This window comes from Nocardioides sp. T5 (genome assembly GCF_048161455.1).
Lineage (GTDB): Bacteria > Actinomycetota > Actinomycetes > Propionibacteriales > Nocardioidaceae > Nocardioides.
Genome location: NZ_CP182415.1, coordinates 3,124,704 through 3,149,557, shown reverse-complemented (window position 1 = coordinate 3,149,557; position 24,854 = coordinate 3,124,704). Strand labels below are relative to the sequence as shown.

Annotated in this window: 24 protein-coding genes and 2 tRNA genes; 19 read left to right on the top strand and 7 right to left on the bottom strand. The window is 72.0% G+C overall.

What is annotated here, in order from left to right:
* The first annotated feature begins 130 nt into the window (after nt 1–130).
* Nucleotides 131–547, top strand: coding sequence for a hypothetical protein (locus ACNKF0_RS15355; RefSeq protein ID WP_416953472.1), 417 nt, complete (start codon nt 131–133; stop codon nt 545–547).
* Nucleotides 548–810: 263 nt separating this feature from the next.
* The gene (gene cimA / locus ACNKF0_RS15350; protein ID WP_416953470.1) at nt 811–2,391 is read left to right on the top strand and encodes a citramalate synthase; all 1,581 of its coding nucleotides are present in this window, start codon (nt 811–813) and stop codon (nt 2,389–2,391) included.
* Between the two features lie 42 nt (nt 2,392–2,433).
* Here cimA and ACNKF0_RS15345 read toward each other — a convergent pair whose 3' ends face one another.
* Nucleotides 2,434–4,227, bottom strand: a complete 1,794-nt coding sequence (locus ACNKF0_RS15345) for an LVIVD repeat-containing protein (RefSeq protein WP_416953468.1) — start codon at nt 4,225–4,227, stop codon at nt 2,434–2,436.
* Nucleotides 4,228–4,377: 150 nt separating this feature from the next.
* Here ACNKF0_RS15345 and ACNKF0_RS15340 point away from each other — a divergent pair, with 150 nt between their 5' ends.
* On the top strand, nt 4,378–5,049 hold the full coding sequence (locus ACNKF0_RS15340) for a DUF305 domain-containing protein (protein ID WP_416953466.1): 672 nt from the start codon (nt 4,378–4,380) through the stop codon (nt 5,047–5,049).
* Between the two features lie 11 nt (nt 5,050–5,060).
* On the opposite strand, the gene ACNKF0_RS15335 is transcribed toward ACNKF0_RS15340, so the two are convergent.
* The gene (locus ACNKF0_RS15335) at nt 5,061–5,651 is read right to left on the bottom strand and encodes a TetR/AcrR family transcriptional regulator (protein ID WP_416953464.1); all 591 of its coding nucleotides are present in this window, start codon (nt 5,649–5,651) and stop codon (nt 5,061–5,063) included.
* 73 nt (nt 5,652–5,724) lie between these two features.
* Here ACNKF0_RS15335 and ACNKF0_RS15330 point away from each other — a divergent pair, with 73 nt between their 5' ends.
* Together ACNKF0_RS15330 and ACNKF0_RS15325 are read left to right on the top strand one after the other, a co-directional pair.
* The gene (locus ACNKF0_RS15330; protein ID WP_299924589.1) at nt 5,725–6,279 is read left to right on the top strand and encodes an NAD(P)H-dependent oxidoreductase; all 555 of its coding nucleotides are present in this window, start codon (nt 5,725–5,727) and stop codon (nt 6,277–6,279) included.
* Nucleotides 6,280–6,299: 20 nt separating this feature from the next.
* Nucleotides 6,300–7,709, top strand: coding sequence for an amidase (locus ACNKF0_RS15325; protein WP_416953462.1), 1,410 nt, complete (start codon nt 6,300–6,302; stop codon nt 7,707–7,709).
* Nucleotides 7,710–7,863: 154 nt separating this feature from the next.
* Here ACNKF0_RS15325 and ACNKF0_RS15320 read toward each other — a convergent pair whose 3' ends face one another.
* The 3 genes from ACNKF0_RS15320 to ACNKF0_RS15310 are packed head-to-tail and all read right to left on the bottom strand — an operon-like array spanning nt 7,864 to nt 9,786.
* Nucleotides 7,864–8,472, bottom strand: coding sequence for an energy-coupling factor transporter transmembrane component T family protein (locus ACNKF0_RS15320; RefSeq protein ID WP_416953460.1), 609 nt, complete (start codon nt 8,470–8,472; stop codon nt 7,864–7,866).
* A gap of 10 nt (nt 8,473–8,482) precedes the next feature.
* Nucleotides 8,483–9,172, bottom strand: a complete 690-nt coding sequence (locus tag ACNKF0_RS15315; RefSeq protein WP_416953458.1) for an energy-coupling factor ABC transporter ATP-binding protein — start codon at nt 9,170–9,172, stop codon at nt 8,483–8,485.
* A complete protein-coding gene (locus tag ACNKF0_RS15310) occupies nt 9,169–9,786 on the bottom strand; it encodes a biotin transporter BioY (protein WP_299924577.1) in 618 nt (205 codons plus the stop codon). Before ACNKF0_RS15310 ends, ACNKF0_RS15315 begins: the two co-directional genes overlap by 4 nt.
* Before the next feature lie 102 nt (nt 9,787–9,888).
* Between ACNKF0_RS15310 and ACNKF0_RS15305 the strand changes: the two genes are divergently transcribed.
* Entirely contained in the window at nt 9,889–10,449 is a 561-nt protein-coding gene (locus ACNKF0_RS15305; RefSeq protein ID WP_416953456.1) for a TetR/AcrR family transcriptional regulator, read from the top strand.
* Nucleotides 10,450–10,494: 45 nt separating this feature from the next.
* Here the strand turns inward: ACNKF0_RS15305 and ACNKF0_RS15300 are convergent, their stop codons facing one another.
* The gene (locus ACNKF0_RS15300; protein WP_416953454.1) at nt 10,495–11,103 is read right to left on the bottom strand and encodes a pentapeptide repeat-containing protein; all 609 of its coding nucleotides are present in this window, start codon (nt 11,101–11,103) and stop codon (nt 10,495–10,497) included.
* Between the two features lie 52 nt (nt 11,104–11,155).
* Here ACNKF0_RS15300 and ACNKF0_RS15295 point away from each other — a divergent pair, with 52 nt between their 5' ends.
* A complete protein-coding gene (locus ACNKF0_RS15295; RefSeq protein WP_416953452.1) occupies nt 11,156–11,797 on the top strand; it encodes a hypothetical protein in 642 nt (213 codons plus the stop codon).
* Between the two features lie 9 nt (nt 11,798–11,806).
* Nucleotides 11,807–12,217 (top strand): hypothetical protein, encoded by a 411-nt coding sequence (locus tag ACNKF0_RS15290; protein WP_416953450.1) that lies wholly within the window; start codon nt 11,807–11,809, stop codon nt 12,215–12,217.
* 10 nt (nt 12,218–12,227) lie between these two features.
* Here ACNKF0_RS15290 and ACNKF0_RS15285 read toward each other — a convergent pair whose 3' ends face one another.
* A complete protein-coding gene (locus ACNKF0_RS15285; RefSeq protein WP_416953448.1) occupies nt 12,228–13,118 on the bottom strand; it encodes a 3-methyladenine DNA glycosylase in 891 nt (296 codons plus the stop codon).
* 89 nt (nt 13,119–13,207) lie between these two features.
* Here ACNKF0_RS15285 and ACNKF0_RS15280 point away from each other — a divergent pair, with 89 nt between their 5' ends.
* The 11 genes from ACNKF0_RS15280 to ACNKF0_RS15230 all read left to right on the top strand — a co-directional run bounded on the left by ACNKF0_RS15280 (nt 13,208) and on the right by ACNKF0_RS15230 (nt 24,846).
* The gene (locus ACNKF0_RS15280) at nt 13,208–14,569 is read left to right on the top strand and encodes a pyridoxal phosphate-dependent decarboxylase family protein (RefSeq protein ID WP_416953446.1); all 1,362 of its coding nucleotides are present in this window, start codon (nt 13,208–13,210) and stop codon (nt 14,567–14,569) included.
* Between the two features lie 24 nt (nt 14,570–14,593).
* Nucleotides 14,594–15,406 carry a fumarylacetoacetate hydrolase family protein gene (locus ACNKF0_RS15275; protein WP_416953444.1) on the top strand — a complete coding sequence of 271 codons (813 nt, stop codon included), beginning with the start codon at nt 14,594–14,596 and terminating at the stop codon, nt 15,404–15,406.
* Between the two features lie 7 nt (nt 15,407–15,413).
* Complete coding sequence (gene gltX / locus ACNKF0_RS15270; RefSeq protein ID WP_416953442.1) at nt 15,414–16,892, top strand: glutamate--tRNA ligase; 1,479 nt, start codon at nt 15,414–15,416, stop codon at nt 16,890–16,892.
* A 4-nt stretch (nt 16,893–16,896) separates the two neighbouring features.
* Nucleotides 16,897–17,901, top strand: a complete 1,005-nt coding sequence (locus ACNKF0_RS15265) for a CPBP family intramembrane glutamic endopeptidase (RefSeq protein WP_416953440.1) — start codon at nt 16,897–16,899, stop codon at nt 17,899–17,901.
* Between the two features lie 72 nt (nt 17,902–17,973).
* A tRNA-Gln gene (locus tag ACNKF0_RS15260) sits at nt 17,974–18,045 on the top strand.
* An 88-nt stretch (nt 18,046–18,133) separates the two neighbouring features.
* Nucleotides 18,134–18,209 (top strand) — tRNA-Glu (locus ACNKF0_RS15255).
* Between the two features lie 80 nt (nt 18,210–18,289).
* Entirely contained in the window at nt 18,290–19,711 is a 1,422-nt protein-coding gene (xylB, locus tag ACNKF0_RS15250) for a xylulokinase (protein ID WP_416953438.1), read from the top strand.
* A 105-nt stretch (nt 19,712–19,816) separates the two neighbouring features.
* A complete protein-coding gene (locus ACNKF0_RS15245) occupies nt 19,817–21,088 on the top strand; it encodes an ROK family protein (protein ID WP_416953436.1) in 1,272 nt (423 codons plus the stop codon).
* Nucleotides 21,085–22,596 (top strand): sugar ABC transporter ATP-binding protein, encoded by a 1,512-nt coding sequence (locus tag ACNKF0_RS15240; protein ID WP_416953434.1) that lies wholly within the window; start codon nt 21,085–21,087, stop codon nt 22,594–22,596. The genes ACNKF0_RS15245 and ACNKF0_RS15240 overlap by 4 nt, the downstream gene beginning before the upstream one ends.
* On the top strand, nt 22,593–23,669 hold the full coding sequence (locus ACNKF0_RS15235) for an ABC transporter permease (protein ID WP_416953432.1): 1,077 nt from the start codon (nt 22,593–22,595) through the stop codon (nt 23,667–23,669). The genes ACNKF0_RS15240 and ACNKF0_RS15235 overlap by 4 nt, the downstream gene beginning before the upstream one ends.
* A 100-nt stretch (nt 23,670–23,769) precedes the next feature.
* Nucleotides 23,770–24,846: a substrate-binding domain-containing protein gene (locus ACNKF0_RS15230; protein ID WP_416953430.1), complete on the top strand. Its 1,077-nt coding sequence runs from the start codon at nt 23,770–23,772 to the stop codon at nt 24,844–24,846.
* Nucleotides 24,847–24,854 lie beyond the last annotated feature (8 nt).

The following is a 24,854-nucleotide window of genomic DNA, read 5'->3' as shown; positions in this document are numbered from 1 at the left end:
CGGGGGACGCCCGGCCACCCGGCCAACTGTGCGAGAACTGTGCGGGTCGCTGTTCGTGGCCGACGCCAGCCCCAGGCGGTGGACTGCTCCTGCCGCGACCCGCAGGGGGTCCGGGGGAGGGAACAGAACCATGGGCATCACCACCGTCCGACGCCTCGGCGTCATCACCGCCGGCGCGGCCGCAGCCATCGCCGTCACCGCGGCAAGCGCCAGCGCTCACCACTGCTTCATCCCGATGTACTCGCTCAACGGGCCGACGTCGTCGAACTGGTTCGTCGTCTCCGCCGAGATGGGCGCGGGCTTCGAGGGCTACACCGCCGCCTGCGACGGCGCTCGCGACGCCGGCTACGCCGCGCTCCGGGAGGCCGGGCTGCCGGTCGGGCTCAAGGTCTTCGAGAAGATGACCATCGGCGACCCCAAGCACACGGGCCGCACCAACCCCAACGGCGCCGACGGCAAGGGGCTGGAGTACTTCGCCGAGGGCTCGCCGCTGCCGATGCAGATGGTGGAGACGTACGTCGCCGGGGCAGACGCCTACAGCTGCTGACCGGCTCAGGGTCCGGGGGGACATCACGTGCCCCGGGTGTCGCTCGTGGGGGGTGGCGCCCGGGGCACGCGTGTGCGTGCCGACCGGATGCCGAGACGTACGTCTCAGGGGCGTGGGATCGGTGGCACCATGGATGCGTGACCACCTGCACCAGCATCATCATTTCCTAGCGCGACGGGATCCCCGCCGCGCCTACCTCCTGCACCCCAGGAGGTTTTTTTCTGCCCCACCGCCGCCCCACACTCGCGACCGAGAGACCTCCGATGGACCTGCACGGCTCGTTCCACGTCTACGACACCACCCTGCGCGACGGCGCCCAGCAGGAGGGCCTCAACCTCTCGGTCGCCGACAAGCTGTCCATCGCCAAGCAGCTCGACGGCCTCGGCGTGGGCTACATCGAGGGTGGCTGGCCGGGGGCGAACCCCAAGGACACCGAGTTCTTCCGCCGCGCCCGGGAGGAGCTCGACCTCAAGCACGCCAGGCTCGCCGCCTTCGGCGCGACCCGCCGGGCCGGCGTACGCGCCGCGGACGACCCGCTCGTCGCCGCCCTCCGCGACTCCGGGGCGGGCGTGGTCACCCTCGTGGCGAAGTCGCACGACCGGCACGTCGAGCTCGCCCTGCGCACCACGCTCGAGGAGAACCTCGCGATGGTGCGCGACACGGTCACGCACCTGCGCGAGGAGGGCCAGACGGTCTTCCTCGACGCCGAGCACTTCTTCGACGGCTACCGCGCCAACCGGGCCTACGCCCTCGAGGTGCTGCGCACCGCCGCCGAGGCCGGCGCCGAGGTGGTCGCGCTGTGCGACACCAACGGCGGCATGCTGCCCGACTGGGTCTCCGACGTCGTGCTCGACGTGGTCGGGACGACCGGTGCCCGGGTCGGCATCCACGCCCACAACGACAGCGGCTGCGCGGTGGCCAACTCGCTGGCCGCCGTCGCCGCCGGTGCGACCCACGTCCAGGGGTGCATCAACGGCTACGGCGAGCGGACCGGCAACGCCGACCTGGTCACCGTCGTGGCCAACCTCGAGCTGAAGCTGGACCGCGCCGTCCTGCCCCAGGGCCTGCTCCGCGAGGCCACCCGCATCGCCCATGCGGTCGCGGAGGTCACCAACGTCCCGCCGGCCTCACGCCAGCCCTACGTCGGCACGTCCGCGTTCGCGCACAAGGCGGGCCTTCACGCCAGCGCCATCAAGGTCGACCCCGACCTCTACCAGCACCTCGACCCGCTCGTCGTCGGCAACGACATGCGCCTCCTCGTCTCCGACATGGCCGGTCGCGCCTCCATCGAGCTCAAGGGTCGCGAGCTCGGCTACGACCTCTCCGACGACCGGGAGCTGGTCACCCGCGTCACCGAGCGGGTCAAGGCGATGGAGCAGCGCGGCCACACCTTCGAGGCAGCAGATGCCTCGTTCGAGCTGCTGCTGGCCGAGGAGGTGGAGGGCACCCGGCCGTCCTACTTCGACGTCGAGTCGTGGCGCGTGATCACCGAGACGCGCACCCAGGGCGAGGCCGTCTCCGAGGCGACGGTGAAGCTCCGGGCCGAGGGGGTGCGCTACGTCGTCACCGGCGAGGGCAACGGGCCGGTGAACGCCCTCGACGCCGCCCTGCGCGAGGCGATCGGCCAGGCCTTCCCCGAGGTCGCGAAGTTCGAGCTGATCGACTACAAGGTGCGCATCCTCGACCAGGGGCACGGCACCGACGCGATCACCCGCGTGCTCATCGAGACCACCGACGGGGAGTCGTCGTGGGTCACCGTCGGTGTCGGCGCCAACGTGATCGAGGCGTCGTGGGGTGCGCTCGTCGACGGGCTCACCTTCGGGCTGCGGCGCCACCACCGCTGAGGGGCGGCGCCACCACCGGACCGGTGGTGGCGCCCCCGCCGCTCAGAGATGCTCGCGGAGCTCCTTCAGCGCCTGCTTGAGCTCGCCCTGGTCGCCGGAGTCGTCGAGCACCCGGATGGCGTTGGCCAGCTGGGCCTTCGACGCGGCACCCCGACCGTCGAGCTGCTCTGCCTTCTCGAGGTGCTTGGACACCTTGGCCAGCGTGGCTCCGGCGAGCTCGCCCGACCGGACGGCCTGGTCGAAGTAGGCACCGGCGACGTTGAAGCTCGGCGTCCAGACGATCTGCTCCTGGTGCTGGGCGTTGAACTCCTCGAGCTGCACCTCGCGAGCGGCGTCGAGCTCGTTCTCGCTGAGCATGTCACTCGTGGTCAGGCCGAAGGTGTCGAAGCCGCGTGCGATCTCGGTGCCGTAGACCTGGCCGTTGTACCAGTAGGTCGACCACAGTCCGCCGAGGTTGAGTCCGTTGGGGTTCGCCGGCGTGCTGATCGGCCCGCGGTCGAAGTAGGCGATCTCGACCGGGTTGGCGGTGTCGCTGAAGTCGATCACCGACAGGCCGCCCTGGTACCAGGCCTGGACGAGGATGTCGCGACCGGGCACCGGGACCAGCGACGAGTTGTGCGCGACGCAGTTCTCCGCGGTGGTCTGCACGGCCGGCATCTTGTAGTAGCTCGCGAACTCCATCTGGTCGCCCTCGAGGTCGAAGAGCGCGTCGGCGCCCCACTCCGGCTGGTCGGTCGCGCGGCACCGGGCACTGGTGCCACCGCCCCACTCGTCGGTGAAGATCACCTTGGTGCCGTCGTTGTTGAAGCTCGCGGAGTGCCAGTAGGAGAAGTTCGGGTCGGACACCGCATCCAGGCGCACCGGGTTCACCGGGTCCTCGGTGTCGAGCAGGATGCCGTTGCCCTGGCAGGCGCCGGCCACCAGCTCACGCGCCGGGAAGGCGGTGACGTCGTGGCAGGTGTTGGTGTTGGGCAGCGGGGAGTACGGCGTACCGCTGGGGTGCAGGGTGCCGGGCGTGGTGTTCTGCAGGCCGTTGAAGGCGCCGGTCGCGGGGTCGGTGAAGATCCGGGGCTGGCTCACGATGGCAGCGGTCTCGGGTGCCACGAGCGGGACCTTGATGACGTCGATGCGCCACTGGGTCGGGTTGCCCGAGGTCACCGGGGCCGGGTTGTTGGGGTTGACGTTCTCGCAGCCCGCCAGCTCCAACGGCGACCGGACGCCGGAGGTGCCGGAGTTGTAGATGTAGACGTTGGCCGGGTCGTCGGGGTCGGAGACGATCGTGTGGGTGTGGGAGCCGCGGCAGGTCTGCACGCCGGGGAGCTGCACCGGGTTGTCGATGTCGGAGATGTCGAAGATCCGCACGCCGCGGAACCGTTCGGCGTTCACGGCGCCGGGGGCGCCCTGGGTGCCGCAGTCGATGCGGCCCCGCGTCTCCTCCACGGAGATGAAGAGCAGGTCACCGTAGACCGACGGGTCGCCCTGCCCGCCCGGGCACACGAACGACGTGCGCAGCGTCGGGTCGGTCGGGTCGGAGAGGTCGTAGACCTGGAAGCCGTTGAAGCTACCGACGATCGCGTTGTCGCCGCTGAACGCGAGGTCGGAGTTGGCGAACCCGATGCCGTTAAAGCCCGTCACGTCCGAGTCGAAGGCACCGGCGCGGGGGTCGTTGTCGAGCAGCTCGATGTTGCTGCTCGCCTCCGACCACGGGAGGTAGCCCGGCGGGAGGTCCTCGCGCGGGTCGGCAGCGTAGGCCGCGGCGGGGACGAGCGCGGCGGCCAGGACCAGCACCCCCGCGGCGCGCATCGTGGTCCGGCTCCGACGGGGTTGACGAGACATCGCGGTGACCCTCCCAGCTCAGGTCGGCACGTGATGTCCGGTCCGGGAGGGCCGCGGCGTGGTCGACCTACTATGACCTGTCAACGTAGCGATGACAGGCCGCGACCGCCAGACCCAGAATGTGGCATCACCGCCGTGAATGGAGACCGCATGCCGACAACCCGAGTCCGCAGTCTGGGCCGCGCCACCGCTGCGCTCGCAGTGCTCGTGCTTCCGCTCGCGGGCTGCACCTCCGAGGCCGAGCCCGAGGACGAGGCCGCGCCCGTGGTGCAGCTCGGTGCGCCGGGGGAGTCCAACACGACACTGTCGCCCGAGGAGGCCGAGTCGGTCGACGACCCGGCGTACACCGCCGCCGACGTCGCCTTCGTGCAGGGGATGATCCCGCACCACCAGCAGGCCCTGGAGATGACGGCGCTCGTCGGCGACCGCGCCGACGACCCCGACCTGACGGCGATGGCGGAGCGGATCGAGGTGTCCCAGCTCGCGGAGATCGACCAGCTCGAGGGGTGGCTGACCACCCGCGGCGAGAGCATCACCGGCATGCATGCGGGTCACGGCGACGGTGAGCACGGGATGCCGGGGATGCTCACGCCCCGGGAGATGGACCGGCTCGAGCGCGCCTCGGGTCCACGCTTCGACCGGTTGTTCCTGGCGGGCATGATCCGCCACCACGAGGGAGCGGTGCTCATGGTGGAGTCGCTGCTGACCGAGGGCGAGGGCGGGCAGGAGTCCGAGGTCTTCCAGCTCGCCGGTCACATCGGCTCCGACCAGCAGGTCGAGATCGCGGCCATGAAGCGCAAGCTCGCCGAGCTCGCCGGCTGAGGACGGCAGGGTCAGGCGCCGACCACGCGGCGTACGAGGTCGTCCCACCCGGCCTCGATCCGGTCGAGCGCGATGTGCTCGGCGTTGACCTGCTGGTCCAGCACGACCATCTCCAGTGGCGCGAGGAGCGCGGTGGCGAGCATCAGCAGGTCCCCGGTGACCCCGAGCTCGCCCAGCAGGTAACGGACGTGCATGTTGGCGAACGAGACGGCGGCAGCCGACCGGGCGCCGGGACGACCCGCAGCCGCGATGAGCTCGGCGTGGGTCAGGTTGGTCCGCAGGCGGGAGTGCCCGAAGGCGAGCAGCCGGTCCAGCGGTGGGGCGCCGGGCCCCAGCGGGGGCGGGCCCGAGATGACTTGCCCCTGCCATGCGGTCTCGGACTCGTTGAGGACCGCGGCCATCAGCCCCTCGCGGCTCTCGAAGCGCCGGAACAGGGTGCCCTTGCCGACCCCCGCCTCGGCGGCGACCGTGTCCATCGTCACGCACCCGACCCCCCGTGTCCGCACCAGGCGCAGCGCCGCTGCGAGGATCGCCTCGCGGTTGCGCGCCGCGTCGGCCCGCTCGGGCGCGGGCTCGTCGGCCAGCGGCAGGAGGTGGGTCACCCCGCCAGCCTAGGTCTCGAGAAGGATCGGCCGCACCGGGAATAGAAGCGGACCACGGTCCGTTTCGACGAGCATGACCACTCAGAAGCAGACCCGTGTCGCCGTCCTCCTCGGCTCCAACCGCGCCGGCTCGCTCAACCGTCGCATCGCCGAGCACCTCCGCGACCACGCCCCCGCAGGTGTCACCGTCGACGTCGTGCAGGGCCTCGACGCCGTCCCGTTCTACACCGAGGAGCTCGACGGCGACGCCGCGCCGGCCGCCGCCACCGCCCTCCGTGAGGCCGTCGCCGGAGCCGACCGCGTGCTGGCCGTGACGCCGGAGTACAACGGCACCATGCCGGCCGTGCTCAACAACGCCATCGACTGGCTCTCGCGCCCCTACGGCCAGGGCGCCATCGTCGGCAAGCCGTTCGCGGCCATCGGCGCCACCCCCACGCCGTACGGCGGCAAGTGGTCGCACGAGCACGCCCGCCACTCGGCCACCATCGCAGGCGCCGTCGTGGTGGAGGGCATCGTCGTCGACGAGCCCGCCCTCGAGGGCGACCCGCTGCAGGACGAGGCAGCCGTGCAGCGCTTCCTCGGCGCCCTCGACGCCCTCGTCGCGCACGAGGTCGTCGTCGCCGCCTGACGGGCGCTAGGTTCGGCCGTGTGCTCCACGACCTGACCGCGCTCGAGCAGGGTGACGCCGTACGCCGGGGCGAGGTGTCGCCGCTCGAGCTGGTCGAGCACTACGCCGGCCGTGCCGGCTCGATCGAGGTGGGCGCCTTCATCACGCCGACGCACGACCTGGCGCGTGACCACGCGCGACGGCTGACCACCGTGCTGGCCGAGGCGGGGCGCCCCCCGGGCGCAGGTCCGTTGTGGGGCGTCCCGACGGGCATCAAGGACCTCCACCCCACGGCCGGGGTCCGCACCACCTTCGGCTCGGCGGCGTACGACGACTTCGTGCCGGATGCCTCCGACGACCTCGTCCTCACCGTCGAGGCCGCCGGCATGCCGAGCCTGGGCAAGACCAACACGCCGGAGTTCGGCTCGCCCTGCTACACCGAGCCCGACGTCGCCCCACCGGCCGTCACGCCCTGGGACACCTCGCGCACCGCTGGCGGCTCGTCCGGTGGAGCCGCGGCGGCGGTCGCCGCCGGGCTGCTGCCGGTCGCGCCCGGGTCCGACGGGGGCGGGTCGATCCGGATCCCTGCCTCGTGCTGCGGCCTGGTCGGTCTGAAGCCCTCACGAGGACGGATCAGCGGAGCGCCCCGCTACGGCGACCCCGTGGGGCTCGCGACCGCCGGGACCCTGGCCCGCACGGTGCGCGACGCAGCCGCGCTGCTCGACGTGCTGGCAGGCCGCCGGGTCGGTGACCCCTACTGGGCGCCCGAGCCGTCGGGCACCTTCCTCGAGGCGTGCGACCGTGCGCCGGGACGGCTCCGGGTCGCCCGCTTCATCGCACCGGTCATCGCCGACGTCGACGTCCACCCGGCATCGGTGGCCGCGTGGGACGACGCCTCCCGCCTGCTCGAGTCCCTCGGCCACGACGTGGAGGACGTGCCCGTGCCGATCCCGCGCGACGCCGTGGCCGACTTCGAGACCTGCTGGGCGGTGCTGACCGCCCTGTCGCCCGCGCCGCCCGGCCGCGAGGACCGGCTGCGTCCGCTGACCCGATGGCTGGGCGGTCTCGGCCACGCCGTCAGCGGGCCGGAGCTCGGGCTCGCGATCGGCCGGCTGCGGCAGCACGCGGCGGCCGCGCTCGCCGCGCTGGCGTCGTACGACGTCGTCGTCACGCCCACCCTCGCGAGCCCGCCCGTCGAGGTCGGGGCGCTGCGCGACGACGCCGACCCGGCCCGCGACTTCGCCGCCCAGAAGGCGTTCACGCCGTGGACCAGCGCCTGGAACGTGACCGGCATGCCGGCGATGTCGTTGCCGCTGCACTGGACCGACGACGGGCTGCCGGTCGGCGTGATGCTCGCCGCGCGACCGGCGGAGGAGGAGCTGCTGCTCTCCCTCGCCGCGCAGGTCGAGGCCGCGGCGCCGTGGGCCGCCCGGCGGCCGCCCGGTTGGTGAGGGCGTACGGGTCGCCGCTCGGATCGACGCCGATGAACTTCCACCCGAGCGCGTGGAAGTCCAGGCGCAGATCGTCGTGATCACGCTCAGCCGTGGATGAAGCTCCACGCCTGCGGGTGGAAGTTCATCGGGGCGCCGGGGGAGAGTCCGATGTTCAGTCCCCGATCCCGCGCGCGTGCAGCGCGTCACCGGTGTCGCGCGCCCGCGCGACCACGCGGACCACGAACGGGATCAGTCGGGCCCGAGGCGAGCGCTCCAGCCCGCGCGCGAGCGCCGCATCGCGCGACTCCTCGGCGAGCGCGATCGTGGTGGGGATGGCGCGGAGCATCAGCGAGAACGCCAGCGCCACCGCCTCGGGGTCGACGCCCACCCGGCGCAGCGGCCGCAGCCCGCGCGCGACCGCGTCCATCACCTCGTCGACCGGCGTGGTCACGGTCATCGTGGTGGCGAGCAGGATGAGGGCGACCAGGTCGCCGACGACCTCGATCGCGCGCGGCCAGCCGTTCTGCCAGACGGTCCATGCGCCGAGGATCGCCGCGGTCAGCAGCAGCCAGCGCATCGCGCGCAGGGTGAGGCCGAGCCGCGCGCCCGACCAGACCAGCAGGGCCGCGGCGACGGCGACGAAGACCAGTGCCGACACCGGACCCCGCACCGCGACCACCACGATGCTGGCCACCATCAGGCCGAGCAGCTTGGCGCCGGCCGGGAGCCGGTGGAGCACCGTCGTTCCCGGTTGGTGCAGGCCGAGGAGCTGGGCGCTCATCGTCGGGTGGTCATGCGGTCGCCCGGTAGTGGTCGAGGACCGCGGACGGGTCACCGTCGCGCTCCACCCTGCCGTCGCGGACCAGCAGCACCCGGTCGCACTGGGCGGCCAGGTCGAGGTCGTGGGTGACGACGACGACCTGCTGCTCAAGGCCGAGCAGCAGGTCGCCGATGCGGCGGCTGTTGCCGAGGTCGAGCAGGGTCGTCGGCTCGTCGGCCACGAGGATCGACGGCCTGGTCGCGAGCACCCCCGCGAGTGCGAGGAGCTGTCCCTCGCCGCCGGAGAGCCCGTGCACGCTGCGGTCCCCGAAGCCCTCCAGGCCGAAGTCGGCCAGCACCCGGTCGGCCGCGGCGAGACGCTCGGCCTTGTCGGGGTGTGTGCGCCGCAGCGACAGGGCGACGTCCTCGCGGGCGGTCGGCATGACGAGCTGGGCCGCCGGGTCGGTGAACACGAACCCCACCCGACGGCGTACGTCCCGGCCGTCTCGCGCCACGTCGAGGCCCTCGACCAGCACCCGGCCGGTCGACGCCCGGACGAGCCCGTTGAGCAGCCGCGCGATCGTCGACTTCCCCGACCCGTTGGGACCGACGAGCGCGACCCGGTGCTCGGTCAGCTCCAGTGAGGTCTCGTGGAGGATGCGCCGCTCGCGGTCGTGGGTCGGGACCGAGACGGTGACCTTCTCGAGACGGATCCCGCTCACGCGGTGGGCGTGCCCTCGGGCTGGCCCTGGTCGGCGGGCTCCCGCGTCGTCGGGCGGTCGAGCAGGTCGGGGAAGGCGCGGTGGACAGCGGTGGCGACGAGCGCCATGGCGATGTTCTTGAGGACGTCGCCGATCCAGAAGATCTTGTCGACGTCCCAGGCCTGGGCCCAGGTGAGGTCGGCGCGCAGGACCAGGCCGGCCATGCCGAGGGTGTGGATGCACAGCGCCGAGCTGACGATCCCGGCGCAGAAGATCGCGACCGGGCTGACCAGCGAGCGGCGGGGGAGGCGCTCGACGATGGCGCCGCACAGGCCGGCCGCCAGCGGGAAGCCGATCAGGTAGCCGGCCGTGGGGCCGGTGAGCACGGCGAGGCCGGCCGCCCCGCCGGAGAAGATCGGCAGCCCCGCCGCGCCCGCCACGACGTAGAGCAGCACCGCGAGGAAGCCGCGCCGCATGCCGAGCACGGCGCCGGACAGCAGCACCGCGAAGGTCTGCAGGGTGATCGGCACAGGCCCGGCGACCTTGATGGCCGGCAGCAGGGCGCACACCGCGACGAGGGCCGCGAAGGCGGCGATCAGGGCGACGTCGGTGCCGGGGTTGCGGCGAGTGCTCATGGGGTGTTTCCTCTACCTGAACGGTGATCAGTTGAACGGCGTTCAGGTTAGGGTCGTCGCGGCGTCCCGTCAACGCCGGGTCGAGAGGGGAGGGGGTACGTCGTGCCGCACCGCCGCGCGGACGTGCTCGAGCAGGCCGTCACCCTGCTCGACGCCCACGGGCTCGCCGCCCTCACCATGCGTCGCCTCGGCGCGGAGCTCGACGTCCAGCCGAGCGCGATCTACCACCACTTCCCGAGCAAGCAGGCACTGCTCGCGGCCGTCGCGGACGAGATCCTGGCCCGCGGCGCACGACCCCGTACGGCGTCGGAGTGGCCCGACCGGCTGCGCGAGGTGTGCTCCGAGCTGCGGCACGCGATGCTCGCGTGCACCGACGGCGCCGATGTCGTCGCGACGGTGTGGGCCTTCGGCCTCGGTGCCGCCGCGCCGGTGGCGGAGCTGGAGAAGGTGCTCACCGAGGCCGACGTGCCCGCGGAGCTGGTCCCCGTCGCCTCGCGCGCCCTCGTCCACTACGTCTTCGGCCACGCCTTCGAGGAGCAGACCGCCCGCCAGGCCGTCGGTCTCGGCGCCGTCGAGCGCTCGCTCGACTCCCTGCCCGACTTCGACCTCGGGCTCGACCTGGTCATCGACGGCCTGCGCGCCCGCCTCGACCCCGATATCTGAGGACGCCGTGAACGGATCTCGGCCGGGGATCCGTTCACCACGTCCTCAGGTAGCAACGTCGACGTCCGCGCCGTGCAGCTCGGCGAGCAGCACGGCGCCGGCGAGGTCGAGCCGCGTCCGCTTCAGCTCGGCCGCCGACAGGTCGACGCCGTCGAGGCTCGCACCGCGCAGGTCGGTGCGGTCGAGCCTCGCCTGCCGCAGCACGGCACGGTCCAGCCGGGCCCGGGCGAGCGAGGTCAGGGTGAGGTCCGACATCGACAGGTCGGCCTCGCGGAGGTCCACCCCGGTGAGGTCGAGGCGGGAGAGGTTGGCGCCGCGGATCGTCACGCCGAGCCACGACCCGCCGACGACGGTGAGCGGGCGCAGGGTGCACTCGGCGAAGACCGAGCCGACCAGCTTGCACCCGTCGAGCGTCGCGTCGAAGAACGACGTACGCCGGAAGTCGCACCCGACGAAGGCGGTGGCGGTGTGGACCGAGGCGTTGAACCGCCCGCCGTGGAAGGTGCACCGCTCGAAGGTGGCCCCGGACGTCGTGGACTCGGAGAGGTCGACGTCGGTGAAGGTGCAGTCGACGAAGCGCGCGGCGCCGAGGTCGTCGCCGTACCAGTCCTCGCCGCGGACGTGCTGGCCGGTCGCTGTCCGGGGCTCGGTCACGGCGCCCACCGTAGTCGTGGGGCCGGGGGGCCGGGACGGATAGGGTCGTCCCGTGATCGCGTCCCACCAGCACCGCTTCATCTTCCTCAAGACCCGCAAGACGGCGGGCACGAGCGTGGAGATCGCGTTGTCCAAGGTGTGCGGACCCGACGACATCATCACCGAGATCAGCCCCGAGGACGAGGAGCTCCGACAGGCCGCCGGGGGACGTCCGCCGCAGAACTTCCAGTCTCCGCCGCTGCCGCGCAAGGCCTACAACCACATGGGCGCCAAGGCGACCCGCGACCTCGTCGGCGCCGACGTCTTCGGCGACTACTTCACCTTCGCGATCGAGCGCAACCCGTGGGACGCGGTCGTCTCGCTCTACTTCTGGAAGTACAAGGACCGGCCCGAGCTGCCGGACTTCGAGGCCTACGTCCAGGAGATCTGGATCGAGCAGCTCGCCAACAACCGTCGCCTCTACCGCATCCGCGGCAAGATGGCGCTCGACCGCGTGCTGCGCTACGAGAACCTCGACGCCGAGCTCCGCGACGTCTGGGAGCACCTCGGGCTGCCCGGCGAGCCCGACCTGCCCCGCGCCAAGGGCAACGCCCGACCGGCCGGTCACTACCGCGAGCTCTACACGCCCGCCTCCAAGCAGCGTGTCGCGACGGTGTTCGCCGACACCATCGACGCCTTCGGCTACGAGTTCTGAAGAGGTGCCATGACGTCGACACCCGGCCCCCGGTGGGCAAGCCCGACCACTGCGGTGGTCGTCGGCGTCGTGGCCGCCTTCGCCGTCGCCACGCCCATCGCGATCGAGCTCGACGCACGGATCGACCGCACCCGTCCGATGTACGACGACCGCGGCCAGATGGAGTGGCTGCAGTACCAGAGCGTGCTGTCCACCGGGCAGGGCGTGGCCCTCGACCTCGCCGCCGGGGAGTCGGCGGACGTCGCCGGCGAGCAGTTCACCCCGTCGGCCGGGGTGGACGTCGAGGTGCGCACCGAGGTCGCCGATCGTCCGTGCGTCCGGGTGAGCAACGACCACGGCGACGTCTCGGAGTGGGCGTGCCTCGACCCCGAGAGCCCGCCCGTCGACCCGGATCCCGAGGTCGTCGACCCCGCCGTCTGATCGCGCCGGCTCAGGCCGGCACGACCGCCAGCAGCCGCTCGCACTCCTCGACCAGCCGCGCCCGAAGCGGAGCACCGCGCTCGGCGAACCCGCGCTGCGCCTCGACGTACGCCGCCTTGCCCTCCGTGGTCTCGATCCGCACCGGCTCGAAGCCGAGGTCGGCGAGGTCGTAGGGCGCGGCGCGCATGTCGAGCACCCGGATGTCGCGGGCCAGCTCGAAGCAGTCGGCCACCAGGTCGCTGGCGACCATCGGCGTGAGCCGGAAGGCGTGCTTGTAGAGGTCCATCCCGGCGTGCAGGCAGCCGGGCTGCTCGAACGCGGGTCGGTCGTCACGGGCCGGCTGCAGGGTGTTGAGCGGGCGGGCGGTGGGGGTGAAGAACCGGAACGCGTCGAAGTGCGAGCAGGCGATCCGGTGCGACTCCACGACCGCGTCGGTGCCCTCGGCGCCGAGGCGCAGGGGCCAGTCGTGCCGGGTGCCGTGCTCGACCGAGCGGTGCACCATCGCCCACTCGTGCAGGCCGAAGCAGCCGAACTGGGGCGTGCGGGCGGCGGTGGCGGTCAGCAGCGCGTGCAGCTGGGTGAGCAGCGGACGTTGCGAGGCGACGTACGCCTCCGCGACCCGGGTCGTGTGCGCAGCCCCGTGGCGACTGCTGCCGCGACCGCACTCGACCTGCTCGTAGCCCTTGAGGCCGGCATGGTCGTCGGCGTCCTCGAGCGCGACGCCGAAGCCGGGGTGCCAGCGGCGCAGCTGGGCGGGCCGCTGGGAGTAGTAGGTGAAGAGGAAGTCGTGGACGGGGTGCTTCACCTGGTCGGCACGACGGGTGAGGTGCGGCTGGACGAAGTCGTCGACGCGGGCGGCGTGCGCCTCGGCGAGGGGACGCCACTCGGAGGTCGACAGCACGTGCACTGCGCCAAGGCTAGTGCGGGGGAGCGGTCGCCGCCGCTTCGAGGCCCTCGACGTGCGGCCGATGCCGGGTGGACACTGCCGGGATGGACCGCACCGCCGGCCTCGAGAGGGCGTACGCGCACGCGCTCGGGTGGCTCGACTCGCTCGCCGCGCGACCGGTCCCGCCGGCCATGAACGCCGAGCAGGTGCTCGCCCGCCTCGACCGGCGCCTCCAGGACGGGCCGACCGACCCTGCGGCGGTCGTCGACGAGCTGGCCGAGGCGTGCGAGCCCGGCCTGACCGCGATGCCCGGTGGACGGTTCTTCGGCTTCGTCATCGGCGGCACGCACCCGGCTGCACTGGCGGTGGACTGGCTGGTCAGCGCGTGGGACCAGAACTCCGGGCTGCGGCTGTTGACGCCTGCCCACTCCGCGGTCGAGGACGTGACGGAGGCCTGGGTCGTCGACCTGCTCGGCCTCCCGGCCGGCAGTGCCGTCGGCTTCGTCACCGGGGGCACGATGGCCAACTTCACCTGCCTCGCCGCCGGGCGTGACGAGGTGTTGCGGCGGGCGGACTGGGACGTCGCCGAGCGCGGGCTGGTGGGCTCGCCGGGTGTACGCGTCCTGGTCGGGGCCGAGCGCCACGACACCATCGACCTCAGCCTGCGCTACCTCGGGCTTGGTGCGCCCGAGCCGGTGGCCGTCGACGACCAGGGACGCATCGAGGCGGCCGCCCTGGCAGCAGCCCTCGACGCGGGTGACGGACGTCCGACGGTGGTGTGCCTGCAGGCGGGCAACGTCCACTCCGGTGCGTTCGACCCCTTCGACGCGGCGATCGCGGCCGCCCACGACGCGGGGGCGTGGGTGCACGTCGACGGCGCGTTCGGCCTCTTCGCGGGGGCCTCGCCGCGGCGGCGCCACCTCCTCGCAGGGGCCGACCGCGCCGACTCGTGGGCGACCGACGCCCACAAGACCCTCAACGTGCCCTACGACTGCGGGCTCGCGATCGTCCGCGACCGGGCAGCCCTGCGCGCCGCGATGGGCATGCACGGCGAGTACCTCATCCACGACGCCGCGGGCGAGCCGTTCGACAAGGTGCCCGAGATCAGCCGTCGTGGTCGCGCGTTCCCCGTCTGGGCGGTGCTCCGGGCACTGGGCCGCGACGGCGTGGCCGAGCTCGTCGACGGCTTCTGCGACCACGCGGCCGCCTTCGCCGAGGGGATCGCGGCGATCGAGGGCGCCGAGGTGCTCAACGACGTGGAGTTCACCCAGGTGTGCGCCTCCTTCGGCGACGACGACCGCACCCGGGCCGTGGTCGACGCGATGCTCGCGGAGGGGACGGCCTGGACCACCGGCTCCCGGTGGCACGGCCAGGCGGTGCTCAGGGTCAGCGTGAGCAACTGGTCCACGACCTTCGACGACGTCGCCTCCAGCCTCGCCGCCCTGCACCGCGCCGCCGGCCACTGACGGACGGTTGGATAGCCTCGGGGCATGCGCATCTGTCGGTTCAGCACGGGCGAGGAGCCCCGCTTCGGCGTCGTCACCGGTGAGGTCGACGAGTTCGGCCAGCCCGCCGAGGACTCGGTCGTCGTGGCCCTCGCCGGCGACCCCCTCTATGCCGGGGTCAAGCTGCTCGAGGAGGAGCACAAGCTCAGCGACGTACGCCTCCTCGCGCCGATCATCCCGCGCAGCAAGGTCGTCGGCATCGGTCGCAACTACGCCGCGCACGCCGCCGAGATGGGCAACGACCTGCCCAACGAGCCGCTGATGTTCCTCAAGCCCAACACGTCGGTGGTGGGTCCCGGCGACCCGATCTTCTACCCGTCGCAGACCAGCAACCTCCACTACGAGGGCGAGCTGGCGGTCGTCATCGGCCGCATCTGCCGCGACGTGCCGGCCGAGCAGGCCACCGACGTGATCTTCGGCTACACCATCGCCAACGACGTGACCGCGCGCGACCTGCAGCGCTCCGACGTGCAGTTCACGCGCGCCAAGGGGTTCGACTCGTTCTGCCCGATCGGGCCCTGGATCGAGACCGACCTCGACCCGCAGGCCTTCGCCGACGGTCGTGAGGTGCAGACCTACCTCAACGGCGACCTCGTGCAGGACGGCTCGACCGCCGACATGATCTTCGACGTCCCGACCCTCGTGGCCCACGTCTCGTCGGTGATGACGCTCCTGCCCGGCGACGTCATCCTGACCGGCACCCCCGAGGGTGTCGGGCCGATGCAGGTCGGCGACGAGGTCGAGATCTCGATCGCCGGCATCGGCGCCCTGACCAACCCCGTCGCCCAGAGGAATTGAGCACCCGATGACCAGCCCCGACCGCCGGCCCGTCCGCGTCCGCATGGCTCCGTCCCCGACGGGGTCGCCGCACGTCGGCCTCGCCCGCACCGCCCTCTACAACTGGGCGTTCGCGCGACACCACGGTGGCACCTTCGTCTTCCGCATCGAGGACACCGACAAGGCGCGCAACACCGAGGAGTCCTACGACTCGCTCATCGACCTCATGCAGTGGCTCGGCCTCAGCTGGGACGAGGGCGTCGTGGTCGGTGGGGCCCACGGTCCCTACCGCCAGTCCGAGCGCACCGAGATCTACGCCGACGTGCTCGCCCGCCTGCGCGAGTCGTCGTACACCTATGACTGCTTCTGCACGAACGACGAGGTCGAGGCGCGCCGCAAGGCGAGCGGCTCCAAGGTGATGGGCTACGACGGCTTCTGCCGCGAGCTCAGCGACGAGCAGCGGTCCGCCTTCGAGGCCGAGGGACGCTCCTCGATCGTCCGCTTCCGGATGCCCGACGGGTCGATCACGTGGGACGACCTGGTCCGTGGCGACATCACCTTCGAGACCGAGCACGTCCCCGACTTCGCGCTGTGCCGCGCCAACGGCGACCCGCTCTACACCCTCACTGCGCCGGTCGACGACGCGACGATGGAGATCACCCACGTGCTGCGCGGCGAGGACCTGCTCTCCAGCACCCCCCGCCAGGTCGCGCTCTTCGACGCGCTCAAGGAGCTCGGCGTCGCGAAGGAGACGCCCGCGTTCGGCCACCTGCCCTACGTCATGGGCGAGGGCAACAAGAAGCTCTCCAAGCGCGACCCGCAGGCCCACATGGCGCTCTACCGCGAGCAGGGCTTCCTGCCCGAGGGGTTGCTCAACTACCTCGCCCTCCTCGGGTGGGCGATCGCCGCGGACCGCGACGTCTTCTCCCTGGACGAGATGGTCGAGAAGTTCGACATCAAGGACGTCAACCCCAACCCGGCGCGCTTCGACCTCAAGAAGGCCGAGGCCATCAACGCCTCGCACATGCGGCTGCTCTCGATCGACGAGATCACCCACCGCGTGCTGCCCTTCCTCAAGGAAGCGGGCGTCGTGGGCGACCCGGTGACCGACGCCGACGCCCAGATGCTCGAGCTGGCGATGCCTCTGGTGGCCGAGCGGATCAACAAGCTCACCGAGGCCGCGCCGATGCTCGGCTTCCTGTTCGTCGACGAGGCCGACTTCGAGCGCGACCCCGCCGACGTCGCCAAGCTGCTCGACGAGACGGGCCGCGGCGTCGTCCAGGCGTCGTACGACGCCCTCTCCGGGCTGCACGAGTGGTCGACCGCGGCCATCGAGGAGGCGCTGCGCGTGGCGCTGATCGAGGGCATGGAGCTCAAGCCCCGCGTGGCCTTCGGTCCGGTGCGCGTCGCCGTGACCGGAAAGCGGATCAGCCCGCCGCTGTTCGAGTCGCTGGAGCTGCTGGGCCGCGAGCGCAGTCTCGCGCGCCTGCAGTCGGCCCTGGCCTGACGCCGTGCCCGCACCGCTGGCCCCCGACTTCCGGCCGCGCTACCACGAGCTGCACCGGGTGGGCCGACCCGGCTGGTGGCGCTCGGTCGTGGGTGTCGTGCTGCTCCTCGTCCTGGTCTTCGCCGTCGTGCCGCTCGTGGTCGGGGGCATCGCCTTCGTGCTGCTGCTCGCCACGGGGAGCAGCGCGAGCGAGGCCTCGACCGTCCTCGACGTGACCGCGGAGGCGACGCCCGCCGGGCTCGCCCTGCTCAACGTGATCATCGCCGCGGCGATCCCGCTGACCTTCCTGGTCACCTGGTGGCTGCACCGGCTCAAGCCGCGCTGGGTCTCCTCGGTGGCGCCCCGCCTGCGGTGGGGCTACCTCTTCGTCTGCCTCGGCCTGTCGGTGGTGGCGCTCCTCGCCTCGCTCGGCGTGGCGATGCTGCTGCCCGTGCAGCCCGGCGACATGCCGGCGAGCACGGTCAACGACTTCACCTCGCAGACGCGCGACTTCATCCTCGTCATCCTGCTCCTGACCCCGCTCCAGGCCGCAGGCGAGGAGTACCTGTTCCGCGGCTACCTCACCCAGGCGTTCGGCTCGCTCGTCTGGGCGCGCCGGGCCTCGGAGACGCTGGCCGTGCTGGGACCGGCGCTGATCTTCGCGCTCTTCCACGGCCTGTCGCAGGACTGGCCGGTCTTCTTCGACCGGTTCGCCTTCGGCGTCGTCGCCGGCATCCTCGTCATCCGCACCGGAGGTCTCGAGGCACCGATCGCGATGCACGTCCTCAACAACTTCCTGGCCTTCGGGCTCGCCCTCGCCTTCGGCGACCTGACCACGGCGCTCAACGCGGAGGGGGGCAGCAGCTGGTGGACGATCCTCTCGACGCTGACGCAGTCCCTGGTCTACCTGGGCCTCGCGACGTGGGTGGCGCGGGCGATGGGCCTGGTCACCGCAGGACCGCCTGTCGGGGGAGCGTTGCCACCCGCCGGAGGGGACCCCGTTTTGGCCGTGCCGCCACCCCGCGTGTAACGTTCGGGATCGGTTCCGCAAGGAATCACGTGGGGTCGGGACGATCGCAGGCCGGTCGAACTGATACCCCCATGGGGTATGGTGTAATTGGCAACACGGCTGGTTCTGGTCCAGTTGTTCTAGGTTCGAGTCCTAGTACCCCAGCGGATCCGCCCCACCAGGGGCCGGATTTGGTGCGGAACTCCAACTTCGGTAGAGTTTCGCTCCGCTGCTCCAGGGCAGCAACATGCAAGCCCCCGTCGTCTAGCGGCCTAGGACGTCGCCCTCTCACGGCGGTAACGCCGGTTCAAATCCGGTCGGGGGTACCAACGCATGGAAGGGCCCGGTCTTCGGACCGGGCCCTTCGTCGTCGTCCGGCAGTGCGCCCGGTGGGCTAGCATCCGCGCCCATGACTGACGGACCCCGGCTGGTCGCCGGCATCGACTCATCCACCCAGTCCTGCAAGGTCGTCGTCCGCGACGCCGCAACGGGCGCGCTCGTGCGGCAGGGGCGCGCCGGTCACCCGGACGGCACCGAGGTCCACCCCGACCACTGGTGGGCCGCGCTGCAGGCGGCGGTCGCCGAGGCCGGAGGCCTCGACGACGTGGCGGCGATCAGCGTCGGTGGCCAGCAGCACGGCATGGTCTGCCTCGACGAGGACGGTGCCGTCGTACGCCCTGCGCTGCTGTGGAACGACACGCGTTCGGCCGGCGCCGCGCGCGACCTCGTCGACGAGCTCGGCGGCCCCGAGGTGGGCGGCCGTGCCTGGGCCGAGGCGGTCGGCGTCGTGCCGGTGGCGTCGTTCACGGTGACCAAGCTCCGGTGGCTCGCCGAGCACGAGCCCGACAACGCCCGACGAACGGCCGCGGTGTGCCTGCCCCACGACTGGCTGACCTGGAAGCTGTCCGGGAGCACCGACCTGCGCGACCTCACGACCGACCGGAGCGACGCGAGCGGAACGGGCTACTGGTCGGCCCCGACCGGTGCCTACCGGACGGACCTCCTCGAGCGCGCCTTCGGCGCCGTGCCCCACCTGCCGCGCGTCGTGGCCCCCGGCGAGGTCGCGGGCACCGCGGGCGACGCGGTCCTCGGCGCCGGTGCCGGCGACAACGCGGCCGCCGCGCTGGGCCTGGGGGCGGGGGAGGGCGACGTCGTCGTGTCGATCGGCACCTCCGGGGTCGTCACCGCGGTCACGAGCACCCCGGCCGTGGACCCCACCGGTTCAGTGGCGGGGTTCGCCGACGCCACCGGGCTCTACCTCCCGCTCGTCGCGACCCTCAACGGCGCCCGCGTGCTCGACGCGGCGGCGCGCCTGCTCGACGTCGACCACGACACCCTCTCGCGGCTCGCGCTCGAGGCCCCCTCGGGTGCGGGCGGCCTGGTGCTGGTGCCCTACCTCGAGGGCGAGCGCACCCCCAACCTCCCGGACGCGACCGGATCGCTGCACGGGCTCACGCTCGCGACGGCCACCCGTCCGGCGCTGGCCCGGGCAAGCGTCGAGGGCCTGGTCTGCAGCCTCGCCGACGGCCTCGACGCCGTGGTGGCCACCGGCGTCACGCCGTCGCGGGTCCTGCTCGTCGGCGGCGCCGCCGCGTCGGAGGCGGTGCGCACAGTGGCCGCCGAGGTGCTCGGGGTTCCCGTCGACGTCCCGCCGCCGGGGGAGTACGTCGCCGACGGCGCGGCACGGCAGGCGGCGTGGGCCGCGTCGGGCGCGGAGGCGCCGCCGGAGTGGGTGCGCGAGGGTACCCGTCGCTACGCCGCGGACCCGGTGCCGGCCATCCGCGAGCGCTACGCCGACGGTCGGTCGCGACACCTGGACCGGACCACCTGAGATTTCTGCGTGCCGATCCTTGACGTGACGGCCGTCACCGACTTAGTTTGGCGGTCCGTCAAACTAAATGGGTGACGGAGGTCACACACAGGATCGAGGACACTGATGTCGCAGGTGCGAGACGGCTGGTCGACGACCAGCACCGGCGGTGCCGATCAGGGCACCGTCCGTCGCGCCAACCTGTCCCTCGTGCTCCGCAGCCTCCGCGAGGGTGGCGCTCGGTCCCGGGCCCGGCTCGCCGCCGACCTCGGCCTGAACAAGGCGACCGTCTCCAGCCTCGTCACCGAGCTGCGCGAGCGCGGCCTGGTCCGCGAGGGCAGCGCCGAGCGCGGCTCCGTGGGACGCCCCGGCACGATCGTCGAGATCGACGGCGCCGGCGCCTACGGCCTGGGCGCGGAGATCAACGTCCACCACGTCTCGACCCGCGCGGTCGACCTGGCCGGCACCGTCGTCAGCGAGCGCCGTACGTCGGTCGACACCCGCGGCCTCGAGCCCGACGAGGTGGTCGACCGGCTGGTCGAGCAGCTCAACGGCACGCTGGCCGACCTGGCCGCCCTGGGTGCGACGCCGGTGTCCGCGGTCGTCGGGGTCGCCGGTCTCGTCGACCGCGACCTCGGCAACGTCTCCGTCGCCGCCAACCTCGGGTGGCAGGGTGTCGGGCTGGCCGGGCTCCTGCGCGCCAAGCTCGGCGACCCCGCCTACCTCCTCGAGGTGGACAACGAGGCCAACCTGGCGGCCGTCGCCGAGGCGACTCCCGGTGACCCCGAGCGTCGCGACATCCTGGTCATCCACGGTGAGGTCGGCATCGGTGGCGGCATCGTCGCCGACGGCCGGCCCTACCCCGGACGTCGCGGCTACGCCGGCGAGTTCGGGCACATGGTCGTCGACCGCGACGGCAACGTCTGCGGGTGCGGTCGCACCGGGTGCTGGGAGACCGTCATCGGCCTGAGCCACCTGATCGACCTCGCCGCCGCCGGTGACGACGACCTGCTGCGCTCACCCGTCCTCGACCTCGAAGGCAAGGTCGAGGAGATCAGCCGCCGCGCCGCCGCCGGCGACGAGCGCACGCTCGCCGCGTTGAGCGAGGTCGGCCACTGGGTCGGCGTCGGCGCCGCCGTCCTCACCAACGTGCTCAACCCCGGCATGATCGTCCTGTCCGGCTACCTCGGCGAGATCGGCGAGTGGATCCGGGCCGAGGTCGAGGCCGAGCTCGCGTCCGGCGTCCTGGCCCCCGACGCGGGCGGCACGCGCATCGCGCTCTCCGCGCTCGGATTCTCCGCAGCGGTGCACGGCGCCGCCGCCGTCGCCATCGACCACGTCTACGACGACCCGACCCTGGTGCCGCGGGTGGTCCCCACCCTGGAGGTGATGTCATGAACGACACCCCGCTGCTGACGATGCGCGGCATCGTCAAGCGGTTCCCCGGAGTGCTCGCGCTCGGCGGAGTCGAGCTCGAGGTGCGCGCGGGGGAGGTGCACTGCCTCCTCGGCCAGAACGGCGCCGGAAAGTCGACGCTCATCAAGGTCCTCTCCGCGAGCTACCAGCCCGACGAGGGCGAGATCCTCTGGGAGGGAGAGCCCGTCACGCTCTCGACGCCGCAGGCCGCGATGGCGCTCGGCATCTCCACGATCTACCAGGAGCTCGACCTCGTCCCCGACCTCAACGTCGCGGAGAACATCTACCTCGGCCACGAGCTGAGCACCGCCGGCTTCAGCCAACGCGGTGAGGCGCTGCGCCGCACACGCGACCTGCTCAAGCGGCTCGGCCACGAGGAGATTCCCGCCACCCGCTCGGTCGGCCGGCTCTCGCCAGCCGCCCAGCAGATCGTCAGCATGGCGCGCGCCCTCTCCCACGACACCCGGCTGCTGATCCTCGACGAGCCGTCCGCGGTGCTCGACCAGGGCGAGGTCGACAACCTCTTCCGCGTCATCCGCGACCTCACCGCCGAGGGCGTCGCCGTCGTCTACATCTCCCACCGGCTGGAGGAGATCCGCCAGATCGGCGACCGGATCACCGTCCTCAAGGACGGCAGCACCGTGGCCACCGGCCTGCCCGTCGACCAGACGCCGACGAGCAAGCTGATCGAGCTGATGACGGGCCGGTCCATCGAGTACGTCTTCCCCCCTCGCGGCGACGCGCCGCCGCCGACCGGCGACCCGGTCCTCGAGGTGATCGGCCTCGAGCTCCCCGGCGTCTTCACCGGCGTCGACCTCAGCGTCCACGCCGGCGAGATCGTCGGTCTCGCCGGTCTCGTGGGCGCCGGCCGCTCGGAGATCCTCGAGACCCTCTACGGCGCGCGCCGTCCCTCTGCCGGCAGCGTCCGGGTCGCGGGCCGCGAGCTGCGTCGCGGGTCGGTGCCTGCCGCGGTCAAGGCCGGAATCGGGCTCGCCCCGGAGGAGCGCAAGAGCCAGGGCCTCCTCCTCGACCAGGCCATCTACAGCAACATCACCGTCTCCACGCTGGCCCGCTTCAGCCGCTTCGGGATGCTCGACAGCCGTGCCGAGCGCAAGCAGTCCACCGAGCTCACGGAGTCCCTTGACGTCCGCCCGACAGGGGTCGATCGCCTCGTGCGCCTCCTGTCGGGCGGCAACCAGCAGAAGGTCGTCCTGGCCCGGTGGCTGCTCCGCGACTGCCGCGTGCTGCTCCTCGACGAGCCCACCCGAGGGGTCGACGTCGGAGCCCGCGCCGAGATCTACACCCTCGTCCGCTCACTGGCCGACTCCGGCGTCGCCGTGGTGGTCGTGTCGAGCGAGGTGGAGGAGGTGCTCGGACTCTCGGACCGGGTCCTCGTGGTCCGAGAGGGCCGTGTCGTGCACGAGGGTCCCGCGGGGGAGATCGACGAGTCCCGGGTCCTGGACCTGGTCATGGAAGGAAAGGTCGCATGAGCGAGCAGAGCACGAGCCGAGACACCGGAGCGGTGGAGAACACCGTCGCCCCCTCCTCGGCATCGGTCCGGGAGGAGCGCGCCGCCGCAGAGTCAGGACGAAGCGGTGGGGGAGGCCTGATGAGCGGACCGTTCGGTCGCAACCTCGGCCTCGTCGTCGCGTTGCTCCTCATCTGTGCCGCCGGGGTCATCACCGCCGGTGACCGGTTCGCGAGCGTCGACAACACGCTGACGATCCTCCGCTTCGCCTCCACCATCGGCGTGGTCAGCATCGGGATGACCTTCGTCATCACCGGTGGCGGCATCGACCTGTCGGTCGGCGCCATCCTGGCGCTGTGCTCGGTGTGGGCGACCACCTTCGCCACCCAGACGATGGCTGACGACACCCACTGGGTGATCATGGTCTTCGCCGCCCTGGCGGTCGGCTCCGCCTGCGGGCTCGTCAACGGCATCGTGATCGCCTACGGAAAAGTGGTGCCGTTCATCACGACCCTGGCGATGCTCGCCGCTGCCCGTGGTCTCGCCGAGATCATCTCCGAGCGGCGCACCCAGATCGTGACCGTCGACGGCTTCCGCGAGTTCTTCTCCGCCAGCGTGCTGGGCGTGCCGTTCCTCGTCATCATCTTCGCGCTCGTCTCGGTGGTCGGCTGGATCCTCTTCAACCGGACGACGTTCGGACGGCGCACGCTCGCCGTGGGCGGCAACCCCGAGGCGGCCCGCCTGGCCGGCATCAACGTAAAGCGCCACACCGTGATGCTCTACGTCCTCGTCGGGTTCTGCTGCGGCCTTGCGGCGCTGATGCTGGTGAGCCGCACCACGACCGGCAGCTCGACCCACGGCACCCTGCTCGAGCTCGACGTCATCGCGGCCGTCGTCATCGGCGGCACCCTGCTCACGGGCGGGCGCGGCACGATCGTCGGCACCGTCCTGGGAGTGCTCATCTTCGCCACCCTCGGGAACGTGTTCACCCTCAACAACCAGGACACCTCGACCCAGGCGGTCGCCAAGGGCCTGATCATCGTCGTCGCCGTCCTGCTCCAGCAGCGCCTGGCGCGCAACGCGACGTCGACCTAGCCACCCGCACTCGGAACCACCGCACCACCACGCCGGCTCGTCTCGGAGCGCCGGCCGCAGCACCGCACCCATCGAGAACAACACACAAGGAGCACGACACATGCGACTGCGCACTCCCCTCCGACGGCAGCAGAGCCGCCGCTACTCCGGCCTCGTGGTCGGCGCGGTCGCCGTCCTGTCCCTCGCCGCCTGCACCGGCAGCGCCGAGGATGCCGCCGACGAAGACAACGGCGGCTCCGACGCCGCACCTGCCGCTGCCGCGGGCAGCAACGACGAGGAGGGCGACCAGGTCACCATCGGCTTCTCGGCACCCGCCGCGGACCACGGCTGGATGGCCGCCATCACCAACAACGTCCGCGACCTCGCCGAGCAGTACCCCGACATCGACCTCCAGGTCGCGGAGGGCACCAACGACGTCAACCTCCAGATCAGCCAGGTCGAGACCTTCATCAACGACGAGGTCGACGCGATCGTCCTGCTGCCCTTCGACGGCGCCGCGATGACCCCCGTCGCCCTCAAGGCGATGGAGGCCGGGATCCCGGTCATCAACGTCGACCGCGAGTTCGAGGACCCCAACGCAGCCCGCGTCACCGTCCTCGGTGACAACTACGGCATGGGCGTCTCGGCCGGCCAGTACGTCTGCGAGCAGGCCGGTGACAACAAGGACGCCGTCGTCGCCGAGATCGCGGGCATCGACTCCCTGCCGCTCACCCAGGACCGCAGCCAGGGCTTCGAGGACGCGCTCTCCGAGTGCGGTCTCGACGTCGATGCGCGTCAGGCGGCCGAGTTCACCGTCGAGAGCGGCGAGGAGGTCGCGGCGAACCTGCTCCAGGCCGAGCCGAAGATCGACTTCCTCTGGAACCACGACGACGACCAGGGCGTCGGCGTCCTCGCGGCCATCGAGAACGCCGGCCGCGACGAGTTCACCATGATCGGCGGCGCCGGCTCGGCCAACGCGATGCGCGCGATCCAGGAGGACAGCGGTGTCCTCAAGGCCACCGTCATCTACCCCTCCACCCAGGGCGCCGACGGCGTCAAGCTCGCCCGCCTGCTCGTGCAGGGCAAGGCGATGAGCGACCTCGTCGAGGTCGAGGTGCCCCGCCTCGTCCAGCTCTACGCCCCGGTCGTCACCTCGGAGAACGTCGACCAGTACATCGACTCGGCCTTCGAGTCCTGACCGGTCCC